Origin of the sequence: Sinomonas sp. P10A9, from assembly GCF_041022165.1 — a bacterium.
Lineage (GTDB): Bacteria > Actinomycetota > Actinomycetes > Actinomycetales > Micrococcaceae > Sinomonas > Sinomonas puerhi.
In genome coordinates, this window is sequence record NZ_CP163302.1 from 807,251 (window position 1) to 824,164 (window position 16,914).

Consider the following 16,914-nt stretch of genomic DNA (forward strand, 5'->3'; position numbering starts at 1 on the left):
CGTCACGGAGGCCCGGCGGCCGCCCCTTGCCGGATACGATGGCCCCATGACCTACACGCTCATCCTGCTGCGCCACGGGCACAGCGAATGGAACGCCAAGAACCTGTTCACCGGTTGGGTGGACGTGGACCTCAACGACCAAGGCCGTGAGGAGGCCCGCCGCGGCGGCCAGATGCTTGCTGACAAGGGCCTTCTGCCGGATGTCCTCTACACGTCCCGCCTCAAGCGAGCGATCAACACCGCGAACATCGCACTCGACGTCGCGGACCGCGGCTGGATCGACGTGAAGCGGTCCTGGCGGCTCAACGAGCGCCACTACGGCGCCCTCCAGGGCAAGGACAAGGCCCAGACGCTCGCCGAGTTCGGCGAGGAGCAGTTCATGGTCTGGCGCCGCTCCTACGACACCCCGCCGCCTCCCCTCGCGGACGATTCGGAGTTCTCGCAGGCGGGCGACCCGCGCTACGCGGACCTCGGCGACGCGATGCCGCGCACTGAGTGCCTCAAGGACGTCCTCGAACGACTCCTGCCGTACTGGGAGTCGGAGATCAAGGAGGACCTCAAGAGCGGCAAGACGGTCCTCGTGACGGCGCACGGCAACTCGCTGCGCGCCCTCGTGAAGCACCTCGACGGCATCAGCGATGACGAGATCGCGGGCCTGAACATCCCCACCGGCATCCCGCTCGTCTACGAGCTCGACGAGGATTTCAAGCCCACCAACCCCGGGGGCACCTACCTCGACCCCGAGGCCGCAGCCGCCTCGATCGAGGCGGTCAAGAACCAGGGCCGCAAGTAAGGCCTGCACTACGTTCGACGGCGGCCGCCCACCTTCTCGAAGGTGGGCGGCCGCCGTCCTACTCAGCGCGTTGGGTGAGCGTCAGCTCGAGGTGTTGTCGCCGTCCCACTCACCGGTGACGAGGTAGGAGACCTTGCGGCTCACGGAGACGCCGTGGTCGGCGAAGCGCTCGAAGTAGCGGCTCACGAGGGCCGCATCCACAGCGGCGGCAGGCGAGCTGGTCCAGGACGGGTTCGCGATCGCGCGGAACACGCCGGCGTGCAGTTCGTCGATCTCGGCGTTCGCGGCCTGGATCCGGGTGGTGCGCTCGAGATCGTGGTCGTCGAGGAGGCCCACGAGCTCGTCGGCGATGGTCTTGTCGAGCTCGGCCATACGGGCAAACGTCTTCTCGAGCGACCCCGGCGCTGCCTTCTCCGGGTACCGGAGGCGGGTGAGCTGTGCGATGTGGCGGGCGAGGTCGCCCATGCGCTCGAGCGAGGCGCTCATGCGCAGCGAGCCGACGATCGTGCGGAGGTCAGATGCCACAGGGCCCTGGAGGGCGAGGATCTCGATCGCCTTCTCATCGATGGCGGTCTGGAGGAAGTCGATGCGCGCATCGGCCGCGATGACCTCCTGCGCGAGCTCGACGTCCGCGGAGGAGAACGCCTCGACGGCCCGGTTGAGGGCCTCGGATACCAGCCTTGCGATCTCGACGAGATCGTCGTGGACCTTCTTGAGCTCCTCCTGGAATACCTTTCGCACGGCGGCGTCCTTTCACAGGGGTGGCGAGTCATTGCCCGATGGGCACTCCGACTCGTCACACTGTCAGCGGTGGGTGAATTGTTGCCCGTCCTGAAGTGAACGTTAGTTGAACCGGGCGGGTGCGGCCAGCAGAGCGGAACGGGGTGGGCCGCGCCCGGCCTAAGCTAGCTGATGTGGATCCACTCGTCGTCGGCATCGTGGCGGGCCTTATCGGCCTGTCCTTCGGCGCATTCGGCGTCCTTGCCTTCCGGGCGAGCCAGCGCCAGCGCCAGCTCCTCGAGGGGCCCGAGACGGAGGGCAGCTTCCCGGACGGTGCAGCAGACGTGCTCTCGGTGCTGGGCAAGGCCTTTGTGGTGGTCGACGCCGTTGACGGCGTGGTCCGTGCGAGCCCGGCCGCCTACGCCTATGGCCTCGTCCGGGGCCACACAGTGGTGCACCGCGAGCTCCTGCAGATGACAGCGAAGGTCCGCGGGAACGGCGTCATCCTCGAGAAGCAGTTCGAGCTGCCGCGCGGCCCGCTCGGCCAGGGGACCCTCGTCGTCAATGTCCGAGCCGCCGTCCTCGGCGACGAGTACATCCTGCTCCTCGCCGACGACAGGACGGAGCTCACCCGCACTGAGCAGATCCGCAACGACTTCGTCGCGAACGTCTCGCACGAGCTCAAGACTCCGGTGGGCGCCATCTCTCTTCTTGCCGAGGCCCTCGAGGCCAGCCCGGACGACGAGGAAGCCGTCCGGCGGTTCGCCGCGCGCATGCACAAGGAAGCCAGCCGCCTCGCCGCGCTCGTCCAGGACATCATCGAGCTCTCCCGCCTCCAAGGTGCAGACGTCGTGCACCGCGGACGGGCCGTGGACATCAACGATGTCGTTGCGGACGCCGTCGACCGCTCCCGTCTCGTGGCTGAGGCGAAGAACATCGAGGTGCGTGTGGGCGGCCGCATCGACGTTCCCGTCTTCGGCGATCCGGACCTCCTCACGAACGCGTTCCGTAACCTGATCGACAACGCGATCCGGTACTCGCCCGAGAACACCAAGGTCGGGATCGGCCTCAGGCACAAGGACGGCCTGGTCTCTGTCTCCGTCACGGACCAGGGCGAGGGGATGACCCCGGAGGACCAGGAACGCGTCTTCGAGCGTTTCTACCGCGTCGACGCCGCGCGGTCGCGTCAGACCGGCGGGACGGGACTGGGACTGAGTATCGTCAAGCACGTGGTGGAGAACCACGGCGGCGAGGTGACCCTGTGGTCGCAGCCGGGCAAGGGATCTACCTTCACCGTGAGGCTGCCCGACATGGAACAAGACCCCGAAGATCATCGAGCGGCCCCTAGGTCGCCGGAGCAAGGAGCGATGGCTTGAGCAGGATCCTGATCGTGGAGGACGAGGAGTCGTTCAGCGACCCCCTCTCGTTCCTCCTTGCCAAGGAGGGCTACGAGGTCGAGGTCGTGGACAACGGCAGCGACGCGCTCGTCGAATTCGACCGCAACGGCGCAGACCTGGTCCTCCTGGACCTGCAGCTTCCGGGCACGCCAGGAACCGAGGTGTGCCGGCAGCTGCGGGCACGCTCGAGCGTTCCCGTCATCATGCTCACTGCGAAGGACTCCGAGATCGACAAGGTCGTGGGGCTCGAGCTTGGCGCCGACGACTACGTCACGAAGCCGTACTCGTCGCGTGAGCTGGTGGCCCGCGTGCGCGCCGTCCTGCGCCGCCACGGCGAGCCTGAGGAGCTCATCTCCTCGACAGTCCAGGCAGGTCCGGTGCGCATGGACGTGGAGCGCCACGTGGTCAGCGTGGATGGGGAGCAGGTGGCGCTGCCCCTCAAGGAGTTCGAGCTCCTCGAGATGCTGCTGCGCAACTCGGGTCGTGTGCTCACGCGCGGACAGCTGATCGACCGTGTGTGGGGTTCGGACTACGTCGGTGACACGAAGACCCTTGATGTGCACGTCAAGCGCCTCCGCGGCAAGATCGAGCCCGACCCCTCGAGCCCCCGCTACCTCGTGACGGTCCGTGGACTCGGCTACAAGTTCGAGCCCTGATGGGCCCGTTCTCCCTGCATCTGCCTGAAGCACAACCTTAAGCGCGACGTCGGCCGCTCACCCTGCGCGGGGTGAGCGGCCGACGTCGTATGTCGCCTGCTGGCTGGAACCGGGCATCCGAGCCCGGCTCAGAGGCTAGCGGCTCGCAGTCGCGGAAGCCGAGGCCGAGGCCGAGCTGGAGGCAGAGGCCGACGCCGAGGCGGAACCCGACGGCGTGGCGCTCGGGGTCGGGAGGTACTGGCGGTACTCGGCGAGCGTGCCGTCGACGACCGGGATCTGGACGTCCTGGCTCGTGCTGCCAGCGGTGAAGGAAACGGTCGCGAGCGCGCCCGGGAGTGCCCCCGTCTTGCTCAGGCTCACGGGGCTGCTGGACTTCTCCAGCTGGACCTCGCCGTGCTTGGGGACGTTGAGGCGCGTCGTCGTCGACCCGTCCTTGAGCGTCAGCGTCTCGTCTTTATCGGAGGAGTTGAAGACGGTGCCCACGAGGCGGCCCGGCGCATCGGCCGAGGCGGAGCTTGAGGAGCCGGCCGTGCCGCTCGAGACGATAAGCATATTGCGCAGCTGCAGGGTGCCGACGTCCGCACGGATGCCGTCTGAGGCGGAATACGTGTGGGTGGTCTGCTGGGCGTTGATGTAGCCGCAGCCCGTGGCGGTCAGCAGGCCGACGCCAAGCGCGGCGACGACGGCGACGCGCTGGGCCGGCTTCGTTGCAGTGAAACGCACAGCTGGCTCCTGATCAGGGTGTGAGGAAGTCTGGTCGGGGTTAGCCTATCGCCAATTTCGACGTTCTGTAGATTCGGCGCGTTTCGCGTCAGATGGCGTTTGCACTGCATCCTTAACAGGCGCGCGCCTGCGGACGTGAAGCATCTTTTTCGCTCCCGGTCAACCCCTCGGCGGGGGCTGTATCGCCACACTTCCGCGTCATTCCGGGCTTCGTGCGGGGTCATGGGGCCGGTCCGAGACGTGAGACGTGCTAGACTAGTCTGCGGGAAAGGGGAATGTCCACATGGTTTTTGAGGTTGGCGAGACGGTTGTTTACCCCCACCACGGTGCGGCGAAGATCGAAGAGATCAAGATGCGCACCATCAAGGGCGAAGAGAAGATGTATCTCAAGCTCAAAGTGGCCCAGGGTGATCTGACGATTGAAGTACCGGCCGAAAACGTGGACCTTGTCGGGGTCCGCGATGTTGTGGGCAAGGAAGGCCTCGAGCACGTGTTCGACGTCCTCCGTGCCGAATTCACCGAGGAGCCCACCAACTGGTCCCGCCGCTACAAGGCGAACCTTGAGAAGCTCGCCTCCGGCGATGTGATCAAGGTGGCCGAGGTCGTGCGTGACCTGTGGCGCCGCGATCAGGACCGCGGACTGTCCGCGGGTGAGAAGCGCATGCTGGCCAAGGCCCGCCAGATCCTCATCTCCGAGCTCGCGCTCGCAGAGAAGACTGACGAGGAGCAGGCGGCCACTGTGCTGGACGAGGTCCTCGCGTCCTAGTCCGCTGAACTTCCACGAAGGCCCCGGCGTCCGCCGCCGGGGCCTTCGTGCTGTCTGGGCCCCGCTGTCCAGGCAGGGCACGCGCCTCGTCTAGGCTGGAGCGCATGAATGACGCCGCCCATCCTGCCGTACCGACCGCCGTCGTGATCGTCGCTGCGGGGTCGGGGACGCGGCTCGGGTATGGGCTGCCCAAGGCCCTCGTCCCGCTCGCGGGGGCCCCACTACTCCTCCACGCCCTGCGCGGAACCGCGGGAGCGGGCCTCGCCGAGCAAATCTGCGTCGCCGTACCGCCCGGGGACACCGAGCTGACCGCGCTGTGCCGCACCTTCGCCGAGGAACTCGGCGCGACCGCCCCGGACATCGCCGTGGTCGAGGGCGGGGCGACCCGCGCCGATTCGGTGCGCGCCGCCCTTGCCGCGCTCGCGCCGGGTATCGTGCACGTCCTCGTGCACGACGCCGCGCGCCCGCTCACGCCGCCCGAGGTGTTCCGCCGCGTCTGTGACGCCCTGGACCGTGGTGCCTCGGCGGTCATCCCAGCCACGCCCGTGGTCGACACGATCAAGTCCACCGCCCCCACGGAGGGCGACGCCGCGGCCATCGCCGCCGAGGTGGTGACAGGCACGGCCGTGCGCGAGCAGCTGCGCGCGGTGCAGACGCCGCAGGGGTTCGACGCCGAGACGCTCCGGCGCGCCCACGAGGTCGCCGCCGGCTGGGACCCCGAGCAGGCCGCCGCGATCACGGACGATGCGATGCTCGTCGAATCGCTCGGAACCCCGGTCTATGTGGTGCCCGGGGATCTCCAGGCCTTCAAGGTCACGACGCCTCTGGACCTCCACTTCGCTGAGACGTTCATCGCCGCACAGGGCGGCTGAGCGTACCCGATCGTTGGGAGCAGCGGAGTCGAAAACAGCGGAGTTGCAACCAGCTAGTCGCAACCGAAAGGCAGCCCCATGATCGTTCCGCGTACAGGGATCGGCGTCGACGTCCACGCGTTCGCGCCCGACGACGCCCCACGGCCCCTGTGGCTCGGCGGACTCCTATGGGAGGGGGAGCAGGGCCTGGCCGGCCATTCGGATGCCGACGCCGTGGCTCACGCCGCCGCGAACGCGCTCTTCTCGGCGGCGGGCCTCGGGGACCTCGGCACTCACTTCGGAACGGACCGCCCCGAGTATGCAGGCGCCTCCGGGGTGACGCTCCTCGCGGAGGCCGCGCGGATCGTGCGTGGGGCCGGCTTCGAGATCGGCAACGTCGCCGTACAGCTCGTGTGCCAGCGGCCCAAGTTCTCGCCCCGTCGGGCTGAGTCAGAGCGCGTGCTGTCTGAGGCCGCCGCCGCGCCCGTGGGGGTCACGGCCGCGACGACCGACCACCTCGGCTTCACGGGCCGCCGCGAGGGTGTGGCCGCGATCGCAACGGCGCTCGTCTACGTCAGGCCGGAGTAGGCTCACTGTCCGCCCGGCTCGATGAGCCCGGACTCGTACGCGAGAACCACGGCCTGCACCCGGTCCCTCAGCCTGAGCTTGGTCAGGATGCGGCCAAGATGAGTCTTGACGGTCGTCTCGGAGAGGAACAGCTCGGCCGCGACCTCGGTGTTCGAGAGTCCGCGGCCCACCGCGGCGAGCACGTCCCGCTCCCGGGGGGTGAGCGCTGATAGCCGCTCTCCGGGCCGGCCGGGTGCCGGACGCTGAACGAAGTGTTCGACGAGCCTGCGCGTGATGGACGGCGCGAGAAGCGTCTCGCCGGCGGCGACGGCGCGCACGCCGTGACCTAGCTCAGACGCGGGAACGTCCTTGAGCAGGAACCCGCTTGCGCCAGCGCGGATCGCGTCATAGACGTACTCATCGAGATCGAAGGTCGTGAGCATGAGGACCTTCGCGGCGCCTACGGCGCAGATCCGGCGGGTCGCCTCGATCCCGTCCATGACGGGCATGCGCACGTCCATGAGCACGACGGCGGGCGTGAGCCGCGCGCACTCGCGCACCGCCTCGGCGCCGTCCGCCGCGGTGCCCACCACGTCAAGATCCGGCTGGGCGTTCAGGATCATCGCGAAGCCCTCGCGGACGAGCCGCTGGTCGTCAACGACGAGGAGCGTCGTCCGTTCCGCGCTCACGGCGAGCCCAGCGGAAGCGTCGCCCGCACATGGAAGCCGCGCGGCGGCGTCGGACCCGCCTCAAGACTCCCGCCACACAGTTCGACGCGCTCGCGCATGCCCCGCAGGCCGAGGCCGCCGCTGTGGGAGGTCACCGGCACCGCACCGACCGGGGAGCTGGGGACTGCAGTGGGGACGGCAGTGCCGTCATCATCGATGTCGATCCGCAGGGATCTCGGGCCGTACCGATAGGCGATACGTGCAGGCGCGGCGCCGGCGTGCTTGACCACGTTCGTGAGCGACTCCTGGACCACCCGGTATGCGGCGAGGTCCACCGCGGGCGCAAGCGTGTGCGGCTCGCCGGAGGTCGCGATGTCCACAGTGAGTCCGCTCGCTCGGAGCCTGTCGAGCAGCTCGGGGACGTCCGCGAGGCCGGGCTGCGGGGCTAACGCCGCCGATTCTGAGCCCGAACGGAGGCCTGCGAGCATGGCCCGCAGCTCGTTCAGCGCCTCGCGGCCGGTCGTCTGCACAGCCCCAAGGGCGCGCCGTGCCCGGGCTGGGTCGGTGTCCAGGATGCTCTCCGCGGCACCGGCCTGGACCACCATGACGCTCACGGCATGCGCAACGACGTCGTGCAGCTCCCGCGAGATGCGGGTCCGTTCGAGCTCCACCTGGGCCCGTGCCTCGGCGTCGCGCGAGGCCTCGAGCTCGCGGGCGGTCGCCTCGAGCGCTGCGAGAGCTCGCTTGCGGGAGGTGAGCAGGCGCGAGATGCCGAAGACTGCGAACATGACCGCCGCGTTCCAGATCAGGGAGCCGACCGGGTCTGCGAACCCCACCGACACGGTCAGGAGCAGGATCACCGTGCCCCACAGCCCCACCGCGAGCGGGACTCGTGCGCCGAGGGCCCAGATGATCGACATCGCGCCCGCGAGGGTCGCTGTCGAGTTGTCGAGGCGATAGCCAAGGGCAGGCCCGGCTGCGAACACGCCACCGATGAGCAGCGTGGCGGCATACGGGTGCCTTCCGCGCATCAGGACGGCCACGGCAATGAGGCCGATGACGATGATGCGCTGGGCGACCGTCCAGGCGGTGACCCCGCCCAGCCACTCCACGAACGCGAAGGCCACGGTCAGGGCGGCCATCGACACGTCACCCCAGCATGAGGGGAGGGGCCGCCCGAACGGCGACCGGATCCACCGGGCCGCAACCATGGCTCGACGATACGCCCGCCACCAGCGAGGCCGCCACGCACCGTGGGAGGACCCGCATCCTCCCCGGGGAGGACCTCGGGCGCGACGGGATCATTCCCCGCCGAGCCGTTCCTGCCCCCGCGCACGATTCGGGTCGGGCCCGCGGATCCGTACGGTGCAGGGGTCAGTTCATCACCGACCCTCAGGAGTCACTATGACCGCCATCCTCCCGCCGTCCACCGTCTCGGCAGCGCGCGCACCCCAGCTGCGCACGTACGCCGGTGCGGCGTCTCTCGGCCTCTTCTTCATCACCTCGTTCGCCACGCAGTTCCTCTTCTCCGACGGCGGCCAGGACACCGCCGACACCCTGCGTGCCATCGCGGCCAGCCCGGGCACAGCGATCGCGTGGGGCTGGATCATGCTGGCCCTCGCCGCACTGTGGCTCGGTGGGGTCTTGTTCCTCGCCGGCGCAACGCGGGGTCGCGGTTCCGGATGGGGTGCCGCCGGGACCTTCGCGGGAATCCTCGGAACCGTCGGCATCACGCTCATCGGGATGCACGCACTCACCGCGGCGGCCCTCGCGCAGACCCCTCTCGACAGTGCCGCCGCGACATTGCAGGCCCTCGACGGGGCGGCCGGCTGGTTCATCTTCCCCCTCATGACATGCCAGATGCTCGCGGTCGCGCTGTTCGCGCTGTCGCTATGGCGGCAGGGAATCGTGCACCGCTGGGTTGCGGCCGCGGGCTGCGCCGCGGTGGTCGTCTCCGCTCTTCCCTGGACCTTCTCGGGACCGGCAGCCCTCGGGCTGGGCCTTGCATCGCTGGGGGTCGGGACGGGGGCCGTCATCAGGCTCCGCCGTGCCGCCGGCTGGGTCGAGGCGCCGGCCCAGGCCTACCGCGTGTGGGCCGGCGCGGCGTGCGCCGTCGGGCTGCTCGTCCTGAGCATCCTCAAGGATGCACTCTTCGCCGGAGCCGATGATCCCGATGCCGCGCTCGCGGCCGTGGGTTCGCATCCCGTCCCACTCGTCGTCGAAGGGGTCATGGCACTCGGGGTCGCCGCGCTCTTCGCGGGGACTACGGCGTTTTTCGTTGGCTCCGTGCGCGGGCGGGGGAGCGGCCTCGCGGCGGCGGGTGGCGTGCTGGGCGTCGTGGGCTCGGTGTCCATCGCCTCGATGGGGGCCCTTGACTTCCTGACCGCCGCGCTGGGTGTGAGCGGTGCCGGGACGGGCGTCTTCGGACCGCTCGCCGGGATCCTGTTCCCCGCCTTCATGCCGCTCTTCCTGGCCGAGAACCTCATGCTCGTCGCCTTTGCCGCGGCGCTGTGGCGGTCCGGGGTGACCGCGTGGGTGCCTTTTGCGCTCTCGCTCGTCTTCGCTGTGGTCGCCCAAGTACACCCGGTTGGACCCGTCGCGCTCGCCCAGATGGCCCTCGGGCTCGTCGTGGCCGGATGGCTCGCCTACCGGATCCTGCGCTCCCGCAGGCTGTGGCCCCGCCGCGTCGACTAGAATGGATGGCTGGTCCCTGCCGGGGCCAGCCATCCTTGTCTCCAACCCCGGGAGTCCCGCATGAAGAAGACGCTCATCGCCGCCACGATCGCGGCCACGATGCTGCTCACGGCCTGCGGCGGCGACGGTCGGCTCAGCGTCCAGGAGAGCTGCAAGCTGCTCAACAGCGACCAGTTCAAGCCCACCGGCAACCAGATCGAGCAGACCAAGCAGATTGCCGACCACTACGCGGACATGGCCACCAAGGTGGACCCCTCGATCGGCACGGTCATCCAGGGCATGGCGGACCTCCAGAAGAAGGTCGCCGAGTCCACGACGGGCATGGCCACCGCCCAGCAGCGCCAGCAGTTCACTGACGCGATGAACAACATCGGCAAGGTCTGCGGCAACTAGCCGACCACGCGCCGTCGCCCGCCGACTCCCATCACGTCCGCCCGATCGTCCCGGCACCCACCCGATACCCTTATCCCGTGACCCTGCGCTTCTACGATTCCGCCACCGCCGAAGTCCGTGACTTCGTTCCGCTCGAGCCCGGCAGGGCCTCGGTGTACTACTGCGGTGCCACGGTGCAGGGCTCCCCGCACGTGGGGCACGTGCGTTCGGCGATCGTGTTCGACCAGCTCACGCGCTGGCTGCAGTACCGCGGCCTCGAGACAACCGTGGTCCGCAACGTCACGGACATCGACGACAAGATCCTCGCCAAGAGCGAGGCGAGCTTCGCATCCGATTTCGTCCCCGAGGGCACCTACATCCCGCGCGAAGAGTGGTTCGCACTCGCGTACCGGTACGAGCAGGAGTTCGAGACCGCCTACGAGGTGCTCGGCGTCCAGCGCCCCACCTACGAGCCCCGCGCCACGGGCCACATCACGGAGATGCACGAGCTCATCGCCCGGCTGATCGAGCGAGGCCACGCCTACCCGGCCGAGGACGGCTCGGGGGACGTGTACTTCGATGTCCGCTCGTGGCCGTCCTATGGGTCCCTCACGCACCAGAGCATCGACGACATGCAGGCCGCTACCGATGCTGATCCGCGCGGAAAGCGGGATCCTCGCGACTTTGCCCTGTGGAAGGGCTACAAGGACGGCGAGCCCAAGACGGCGGCGTGGCCCTCGCCGTGGGGCCGCGGCAGGCCCGGCTGGCACCTCGAGTGCTCCGCCATGGCCACGAAGTACCTCGGCGCGCGATTCGACATCCACGGCGGCGGCCTCGACCTGCGCTTCCCGCACCACGAGAACGAGGTGGCCCAGTCCACCGCTGCCGGTGACGGTTTTGCGAACATCTGGATGCACAACGGCATGGTCACCTACGAGGGCGAGAAGATGTCGAAGTCCATCGGCAACGTCATCGCGCCCTCCGAGATGCTCGAGCTCGCGCCGGCACGCGTGGTGCGCTACTACCTCGGCCAGGCCCACTACCGTTCGGTGCTCGACTACAGGCCTACGTCCCTGCAGGAGGCCGCGGCCGCCGTCGAGCGCATCGACACTTTCATCGCGAAGGCGCTTGCCAAGGTCGGAGCCTCCGTCGGGGAGTTCGCGCACGACGGCGCCGCGTCGCCCGCCGCTGCTGCCGCCCCGGCCGCTGTGCCTCCGGCCTTCGCCGAGGCCATGGATGACGACCTCAACATCCCCCAGGCCCTCGCGGCCCTGCACGAGACGGTGCGCCGGGGGAACACGGCACTCGCTGCAGGCAATGGCGTTGACGATCCCGACGCCGTCTCGAATGCGCTCTCCGAGGTGCTCGCCATGACCGCCGTCCTCGGCCTCGACGCCGCGGGCGGCCGGACGGCATGGGCCGACAACTCCGAAGACACGATGCATCGCGCGCTGGCCACCCTCGTCGACGCGCAGCTCGGAGCCCGTGCCGCGGCACGCGCCGCGAAGGACTGGGCCGCCGCGGACGCGATCCGGGATACCCTCGCGGCGGCCGGCGTCGTCGTCGAAGACTCTGCGGACGGGGCCACGTGGAGCCTCGCCGCCCCGACTCATTCAAGCGCGCAGAGCGCGCTCACCAACCGAACGGGAGCATAAATGGCCAAGGGACGCCCCGGGGCAGCTCGGAACAAGAAGGGCCCAACTACTGGCACTGGCGGGCATGGCCGCAAGGCCCTGGAAGGCAAGGGCCCCACGCCCAAGGCCGAGGACCGGGTGTACCACAAGGCGCACCGCACGAAGGAGCTTGCCGAGCGCTCGGCCGTCAAGCGGACCGGGCAGCCGGGACGGCTTGCCACCGGGCGCGCCGGAACGGGCCGCGCGAAGGGCGCCGAGGAGATGGTCACCGGACGCAACTCGGTGGTCGAGGCGCTCCGCGCCGGTGTGCCGGCGAAGGCCCTCTACGTCGCTGTGCGGATCGAGATGGACGACCGCGTGCGGGAGGCCATGAAGCTCGCCGCCGAGGCCGGCATCGCGCTCATGGAGGCGCAGAAGCCCGAGCTGGACCGCATGACCGACGATGCGATCCACCAGGGTGTCGCCCTCCAGGTCCCGCCCTACGACTACCCGGAAGCCTTCAAGCTCGCCGAGGACACCTTCGAGAAGTGGCGGCGCGGGCATATCGCGAACGCGCCCCTGTTCGTGGCGCTCGACGGCATCACGGACCCGCGCAACCTCGGTGCGATCATCCGATCCGTTTCCGCCTTCTCAGGCCACGGCGTGATTGTGCCGGAGCGGCGTTCTGTGGGCATGACCGCCTCAGCATGGAAGACGTCCGCCGGCGCGGCGGTGCGCGTGCCGGTCGCGAAGGCCGCGAACCTCAACACGGTGCTGCGGCAGATGAAGGAGCTCGGGATCTTCGTCCTCGGGCTCGACGGCGACGGCGACGTCTCGCTCCCCGGCCTCGCGCTCGCGACCGACCCCGTGTGCCTCGTGGTCGGTTCCGAGGGCAAGGGCCTGTCACGGCTCACGCGCGAGCTGTGCGACCAGATCGTCTCGATCCCGATCGACTCGGACATGGAGTCCCTCAACGCCGGCATGGCCGTGGCGATCTCGCTGTACGAGGTCTCCACGCGGCGAGCGGCCGCGGCTGCCAAGACCTCCTGACGCCGAGGTCACCCCGTGCGGCGCCGAGGTCACCCCGTGTGCGGCGCTGCCACCCTCAGCGCACGACGGCGGGCTCCCACCCGCCGTCGTGCGCTCCCGAGCTCATGCGGCTAGAGGCTCACGCTGTTCGCCAGGACCGGCAGGGCCGCGCGGGCCTGCTCCACGCGGGCAAGGTCGAGGTCCACGTACAGGGTGTCGGGGCCGGAGCCGAGCCGCTCGATCAGGTGCCCGAACGGGTCCACTACGGCGGAGCGGCCGATCCCGGTCGGTGCGCCGTGCTGTGCCTGTACGCCCGCAGCCTCGGGGTCGGACTGTCCGACGGCCACGAGGAAGCACGTCGAGTCCACAGCGCGCGCCCGCACCAGCAGGTCCCACTGTTCGGCCTTGCCGGGCCCGGCGCCCCACGAGGCGCACACGAGCTGGACCTGGGCGCCGTCGTCGGCCGTAGCGGTGAAGAGGTTCGGGAAGCGGACGTCGTAGCAGGTCGCGAGGCCGAACGTGACGCCGTCGACCGTGAACGTGACGGGCTCCTTGCCGGCGGTCACGGTGTCCGACTCGAGGAATCCGAAGGCGTCATAAAGGTGGATCTTGTCGTAATGTGCCTCGACCCCGCGTCCGTGGACGAGGAGGGTGTTGCGGATCGTCCCCGGTTCCCCGGGGGTGAACATGCCGACCACCACCACCACGCCAGCCTCGTCCGCGGCTGCGCGCACTGCCGTGGCCCAGGGCCCGTCGAGGGGTTCGGCGATGTCGGTCAGCGAGTTGCCGAAGGCGCGCATGGTCGCTTCGGGGAACACCACGATGTCGGCATGCCGTCGACCGGCTTCGGCCAGGGTCTGGCGGACAAGGCCGAGGTTGTCGTCGAGGGAGCGTGAGGAGGTCATCTGGGCGAGTGCGATCCGCATGGCACCAGTATGTCGGAATGCCCTTTCGAATCTAGGGGTTCCTGTCGGGGCGGCGTCGAACGGGACCCCGGCACCGGATACTAGGATGGCCACGATGAGGGTGGCCGCAGCACACATGACCCTGTCACAACGAGAAGGGACTCCGGCCCCCGGCAACGGGTCGAGGATGCTATGAGCATGAGCAACATGACGATGCCCCTGGCGTTCGTGGTGACGCCATCGCAGCCGTTTCCGCTCGGCCTCACTCCGGCACGCTCAGCGGAGCAGCAGGCGAGCCACACCGTCAACGTGGCGGTGTACGCGCCGGGTCTTGACGCCGTGGACGTCCATTTCATCGGCACTGATGGCGTGTGGCGCAAGGAACCGCTTCCCGAGTTCACGGACGGCGTGCACCACGGCCTTGTGGTCGGGATACCGGAGGGTACGCCGTACGCCTTTGCGGCGCGGACCGATGCCGCAGGAGTGGCGCCGGAGCCCGGGACCGGTACTCTCCTCCTGGACCCGTACGGCCGGGCCGTGGACCGCGTGGGGGGCCGATGGCTCAATTCCCGCGTGCATGGCGGCTTCGACTGGGGAACGGTGAGCCGCCCCAACGTCCCGATGCGGGACACGATCATCTACGAGGCCCACGTCAAGGGCCAGTCGATGCTCCACCCCGACGTCCCCGAGGAGCTCCGCGGCACGTATGCGGGGCTCGCGCACCCGGCCATGATCGAGCACTTCAGGACACTGGGCGTCACGAGCATCCAGCTCCTCCCGGTCCATTTCCACCTCGACGAGTCCCACCTCCAGGACCTCGGCCTCACCAACTACTGGGGCTACAACACGGCCGCATTCTTCGCACCGCATCCCGCGTACGCGACTGCAGCCTCGCGCGCCGCGGGGCCGCAGGCCGTCCAGGACGAGTTCAAGGGCATGGTCAAGCTCCTCCACGTGGCGGGGTTCGAGGTGCTCCTCGACGTCGTGTACAACCACTCGGCGGAGGAGGGCATGGGGGGCCCAGTGGTCAGCTTCCGCGGACTGGGCGACCGCGAGTACTACCGCTGTGACCCCGAGGGCAGGTACATCGACACGACCGGCTGCGGCAACACCCTCGACTTCTCGAACCCGCGCGTGGTCCAGCTCGCCCTCGACTCGCTGCGGCTGTGGGCCGAGGAGTACCGCGTCGACGGGTTCCGCTTCGACCTCGCGGTGTCGCTGTGCCGTGACGGGCAGCACTCCTTCACGCCCGCTCACCCGTTCCTCGTCGCGGCCGCCGCGGACCCGGTGATCTCCCGCACCAAACTCATCTCTGAGCCCTGGGACCTCGGATTCGGCGGATGGCAGACCGGGCGATTCCCTGTGGGCTGGGCGGACTGGAACGACCACTACCGCGACACCGTCCGCGACTTCTGGCTTGCCGACCGCGCCGAGCTCGACGCGGGGGGCCGCGGAGGGCCGACGGCGCGCCTCGCCGACGCGCTCTCGGGCTCGCACGGGCTGTTCGCGGCGTCGGGGCGCACGGCCCTGGCATCGGTCAACTTCGTGGCCGCGCACGACGGCTTCACCCTCGCCGATCTCACGGCCTACCACCGCAAGCACAACGAGGCCAACGGCGAGCAGAACCGCGACGGCACCAGCCACAACCGCTCGTACAACCATGGGTTCGAGGGCCGTACCGAGGTCGAGTCGATCATTGCGGCGCGGACGCAGTCCGCCAAGAACATCATGGCCACGCTCATGATCTCGCTCGGGGTCCCGATGATCACGGCCGGGGACGAGTTCGGCCGCACCCAGCAGGGCAACAACAACGCCTACTGCCAGGACAACGCCACGGCATGGCTCAACTGGACCCTCGACTCGGCCGGCAAGGAGATGCTGGACCACACGGCGTGGCTCATCCGCATCCGCAAGGACTTCCTCCTGCGCCAGCCGATGAGCTACCCGGCCCGCGAGGAGAGCAACTACTTCCACTGGTTCGGTGCCGATGGCACCCCCATGGACCCGGATCGGTGGCAGGACCCCCGCGAGCGACTCCTCCAGTTCCTCCTCGGGTCCAAGGACGGCTACCTCGACGGCCTCGTGGTCATCAATGGCGGCCCCCAGAGGCTGGACCTCGCGTTCCCCTCGGTGCCCACTGAGCGGGGCGTCGAGCACGAGATGGCGTTCGAGCTGCGCTACTCGACGGCGCGCCAGGCGGAGCACCGCATCGGCACCGTCTTCGCCTCCGGGCAGGACGACGTCGCCGAGCCCTACTCGGTGACCATCTACCGCGCCCGGAACGTCATGTGAGCCCTGTGCTGCGGAGGGCAGTCATCCCGTTCGTGGTCCTCGCGGTTGCCGTGATCGGGTTCCTGGCCACGCGCGGCGGGGGGCCGAGCGCCGACGCCGGCCCCGCGCCGTCGTCCGCCTCCAGCGCGCGCACGACGGCGGCTTCCGGCCTGGGCGCGCACGTCGCCAACCCGAGCGGGCTGGGCGAGGTGAGGGCGTCCCAGCTGCCGAAGGAGGCGCAGGACACCCTTGCGCTCATCGTCAAGGGCGGCCCGTACCCGTACGACAGGGACGGGGTCGTCTACAGCAACTTCGAGAAGGTCCTGCCGCTGAAGTCCTCCGGCTACTACCACGAGTACACCGTGGTGACCCCCGGCTCGTCTGACCGCGGAGCACGCCGGATCGTTGCGGGGCAGCAGAGCGAGAAGTACTACACCGACGACCACTACGCGTCGTTCCGCTTCATCGTGGAGGGGCAGTGAACGGACCGGAGAGCGGCCAGCGCAGCGTCGTCGTGCCCGCGGCAGCGTCGAAGCACGAGGTGCTCGTAGCGTTCGGAAAGGCCCTGCACCTTCCCGAGTACTACGGCACGAATCTCGACGCCCTCAATGACTGCCTCCAGGACCTCGCCTCGGAGCTGGCCAACGGCGAGGGCGAGCCGCTCACCCTCGAGTGGCACGTGCACCCGGCCTTCCGCCGCGATGCCGCCTACGCCGTGGTGAAGGGCATCCTCGTCGGCGCCGTCGAGGCTGCCGAGGGCACGCTCACCCTCCGCATCCTCCCGCCCGACCACGTCTGAGAGCCACCTCCTGGAGGTCACGTCCGGTGGGGTGACCTCCAGGAGGTGACTCCCAGATGACTTTCAAGAAACGACTCCCAGAGCGGGGGC

At 69.2% G+C, this 16,914-nt stretch carries 18 protein-coding genes; 13 read left to right on the forward strand and 5 right to left on the reverse strand.

Annotated elements, in window-relative coordinates; genetic code table 11:
• The first annotated feature begins 46 nt into the window (after positions 1-46).
• Entirely contained in the window at positions 47-793 is a 747-nt protein-coding gene (locus AB5L97_RS03715; protein WP_307959125.1) for a phosphoglyceromutase, read from the forward strand.
• Positions 794-874: 81 nt separating this feature from the next.
• On the opposite strand, the gene phoU is transcribed toward AB5L97_RS03715, so the two are convergent.
• Positions 875-1,534, reverse strand: a complete 660-nt coding sequence (phoU, locus tag AB5L97_RS03720) for a phosphate signaling complex protein PhoU (protein ID WP_369046508.1) — start codon at positions 1,532-1,534, stop codon at positions 875-877.
• 173 nt (positions 1,535-1,707) lie between these two features.
• Here phoU and AB5L97_RS03725 point away from each other — a divergent pair, with 173 nt between their 5' ends.
• Together AB5L97_RS03725 and AB5L97_RS03730 are read left to right on the forward strand one after the other, a co-directional pair.
• Entirely contained in the window at positions 1,708-2,889 is a 1,182-nt protein-coding gene (locus AB5L97_RS03725) for a sensor histidine kinase (protein WP_369046509.1), read from the forward strand.
• Positions 2,886-3,566: a response regulator transcription factor gene (locus tag AB5L97_RS03730; protein ID WP_307959128.1), complete on the forward strand. Its 681-nt coding sequence runs from the start codon at positions 2,886-2,888 to the stop codon at positions 3,564-3,566. The genes AB5L97_RS03725 and AB5L97_RS03730 overlap by 4 nt, the downstream gene beginning before the upstream one ends.
• A gap of 135 nt (positions 3,567-3,701) precedes the next feature.
• On the opposite strand, the gene AB5L97_RS03735 is transcribed toward AB5L97_RS03730, so the two are convergent.
• The gene (locus AB5L97_RS03735; RefSeq protein ID WP_307959129.1) at positions 3,702-4,289 is read right to left on the reverse strand and encodes a hypothetical protein; all 588 of its coding nucleotides are present in this window, start codon (positions 4,287-4,289) and stop codon (positions 3,702-3,704) included.
• Between the two features lie 283 nt (positions 4,290-4,572).
• Here AB5L97_RS03735 and AB5L97_RS03740 point away from each other — a divergent pair, with 283 nt between their 5' ends.
• From AB5L97_RS03740 to ispF, 3 genes are all read left to right on the forward strand, one after another.
• Positions 4,573-5,055, forward strand: a complete 483-nt coding sequence (locus tag AB5L97_RS03740; RefSeq protein ID WP_066495480.1) for a CarD family transcriptional regulator — start codon at positions 4,573-4,575, stop codon at positions 5,053-5,055.
• Positions 5,056-5,159: 104 nt separating this feature from the next.
• Entirely contained in the window at positions 5,160-5,927 is a 768-nt protein-coding gene (ispD, locus tag AB5L97_RS03745; RefSeq protein ID WP_369046510.1) for a 2-C-methyl-D-erythritol 4-phosphate cytidylyltransferase, read from the forward strand.
• 78 nt (positions 5,928-6,005) lie between these two features.
• A complete protein-coding gene (gene ispF / locus AB5L97_RS03750; protein ID WP_369046511.1) occupies positions 6,006-6,494 on the forward strand; it encodes a 2-C-methyl-D-erythritol 2,4-cyclodiphosphate synthase in 489 nt (162 codons plus the stop codon).
• A gap of 2 nt (positions 6,495-6,496) precedes the next feature.
• On the opposite strand, the gene AB5L97_RS03755 is transcribed toward ispF, so the two are convergent.
• Positions 6,497-7,162: a response regulator transcription factor gene (locus AB5L97_RS03755; RefSeq protein WP_307959132.1), complete on the reverse strand. Its 666-nt coding sequence runs from the start codon at positions 7,160-7,162 to the stop codon at positions 6,497-6,499.
• Positions 7,159-8,352, reverse strand: coding sequence for a sensor histidine kinase (locus tag AB5L97_RS03760; RefSeq protein WP_369046512.1), 1,194 nt, complete (start codon positions 8,350-8,352; stop codon positions 7,159-7,161). Before AB5L97_RS03760 ends, AB5L97_RS03755 begins: the two co-directional genes overlap by 4 nt.
• 193 nt (positions 8,353-8,545) lie before the next feature.
• On the opposite strand from AB5L97_RS03760, the gene AB5L97_RS03765 reads away from it, so the two are divergent.
• The 4 genes from AB5L97_RS03765 (at position 8,546) to rlmB (ending at position 12,870) form a co-directional block, all read left to right on the forward strand.
• The gene (locus AB5L97_RS03765) at positions 8,546-9,835 is read left to right on the forward strand and encodes a hypothetical protein (protein ID WP_369046513.1); all 1,290 of its coding nucleotides are present in this window, start codon (positions 8,546-8,548) and stop codon (positions 9,833-9,835) included.
• A gap of 60 nt (positions 9,836-9,895) precedes the next feature.
• On the forward strand, positions 9,896-10,228 hold the full coding sequence (locus AB5L97_RS03770; protein ID WP_307959135.1) for a hypothetical protein: 333 nt from the start codon (positions 9,896-9,898) through the stop codon (positions 10,226-10,228).
• 77 nt (positions 10,229-10,305) lie between these two features.
• Positions 10,306-11,862, forward strand: coding sequence for a cysteine--tRNA ligase (gene cysS, locus AB5L97_RS03775; RefSeq protein ID WP_369046514.1), 1,557 nt, complete (start codon positions 10,306-10,308; stop codon positions 11,860-11,862).
• Positions 11,863-12,870, forward strand: a complete 1,008-nt coding sequence (gene rlmB, locus AB5L97_RS03780; RefSeq protein ID WP_369046515.1) for a 23S rRNA (guanosine(2251)-2'-O)-methyltransferase RlmB — start codon at positions 11,863-11,865, stop codon at positions 12,868-12,870. It begins immediately after the preceding gene.
• A 110-nt stretch (positions 12,871-12,980) separates the two neighbouring features.
• On the opposite strand, the gene AB5L97_RS03785 is transcribed toward rlmB, so the two are convergent.
• The gene (locus AB5L97_RS03785) at positions 12,981-13,775 is read right to left on the reverse strand and encodes a carbon-nitrogen hydrolase family protein (protein ID WP_307959138.1); all 795 of its coding nucleotides are present in this window, start codon (positions 13,773-13,775) and stop codon (positions 12,981-12,983) included.
• A 186-nt stretch (positions 13,776-13,961) separates the two neighbouring features.
• Between AB5L97_RS03785 and glgX the strand changes: the two genes are divergently transcribed.
• The 3 genes from glgX to AB5L97_RS03800 are packed head-to-tail and all read left to right on the forward strand — an operon-like array spanning position 13,962 to position 16,824.
• On the forward strand, positions 13,962-16,046 hold the full coding sequence (gene glgX, locus AB5L97_RS03790) for a glycogen debranching protein GlgX (RefSeq protein WP_369047346.1): 2,085 nt from the start codon (positions 13,962-13,964) through the stop codon (positions 16,044-16,046).
• Positions 16,047-16,051: 5 nt separating this feature from the next.
• Complete coding sequence (locus AB5L97_RS03795; RefSeq protein WP_307959139.1) at positions 16,052-16,507, forward strand: ribonuclease domain-containing protein; 456 nt, start codon at positions 16,052-16,054, stop codon at positions 16,505-16,507.
• Entirely contained in the window at positions 16,504-16,824 is a 321-nt protein-coding gene (locus AB5L97_RS03800) for a barstar family protein (RefSeq protein WP_369046516.1), read from the forward strand. Before AB5L97_RS03795 ends, AB5L97_RS03800 begins: the two co-directional genes overlap by 4 nt.
• The last annotated feature ends 90 nt before the right edge of the window (positions 16,825-16,914 follow it).

Coding starts and splice junctions, on each gene's coding strand:
- AB5L97_RS03715 (WP_307959125.1), top strand. CDS start 47: ATGACCTACACGCTCATCCTGCTGCGCCACGGGCACAGCGAATGGAAC.
- AB5L97_RS03740 (WP_066495480.1), top strand. CDS start 4,573: ATGGTTTTTGAGGTTGGCGAGACGGTTGTTTACCCCCACCACGGTGCG.
- ispD (WP_369046510.1), top strand. CDS start 5,160: ATGAATGACGCCGCCCATCCTGCCGTACCGACCGCCGTCGTGATCGTC.
- ispF (WP_369046511.1), top strand. CDS start 6,006: ATGATCGTTCCGCGTACAGGGATCGGCGTCGACGTCCACGCGTTCGCG.
- AB5L97_RS03760 (WP_369046512.1), bottom strand. CDS start 8,352: ATGGTTGCGGCCCGGTGGATCCGGTCGCCGTTCGGGCGGCCCCTCCCC.
- AB5L97_RS03765 (WP_369046513.1), top strand. CDS start 8,546: ATGACCGCCATCCTCCCGCCGTCCACCGTCTCGGCAGCGCGCGCACCC.
- AB5L97_RS03770 (WP_307959135.1), top strand. CDS start 9,896: ATGAAGAAGACGCTCATCGCCGCCACGATCGCGGCCACGATGCTGCTC.
- rlmB (WP_369046515.1), top strand. CDS start 11,863: ATGGCCAAGGGACGCCCCGGGGCAGCTCGGAACAAGAAGGGCCCAACT.
- AB5L97_RS03785 (WP_307959138.1), bottom strand. CDS start 13,775: ATGCGGATCGCACTCGCCCAGATGACCTCCTCACGCTCCCTCGACGAC.
- glgX (WP_369047346.1), top strand. CDS start 13,962: ATGACGATGCCCCTGGCGTTCGTGGTGACGCCATCGCAGCCGTTTCCG.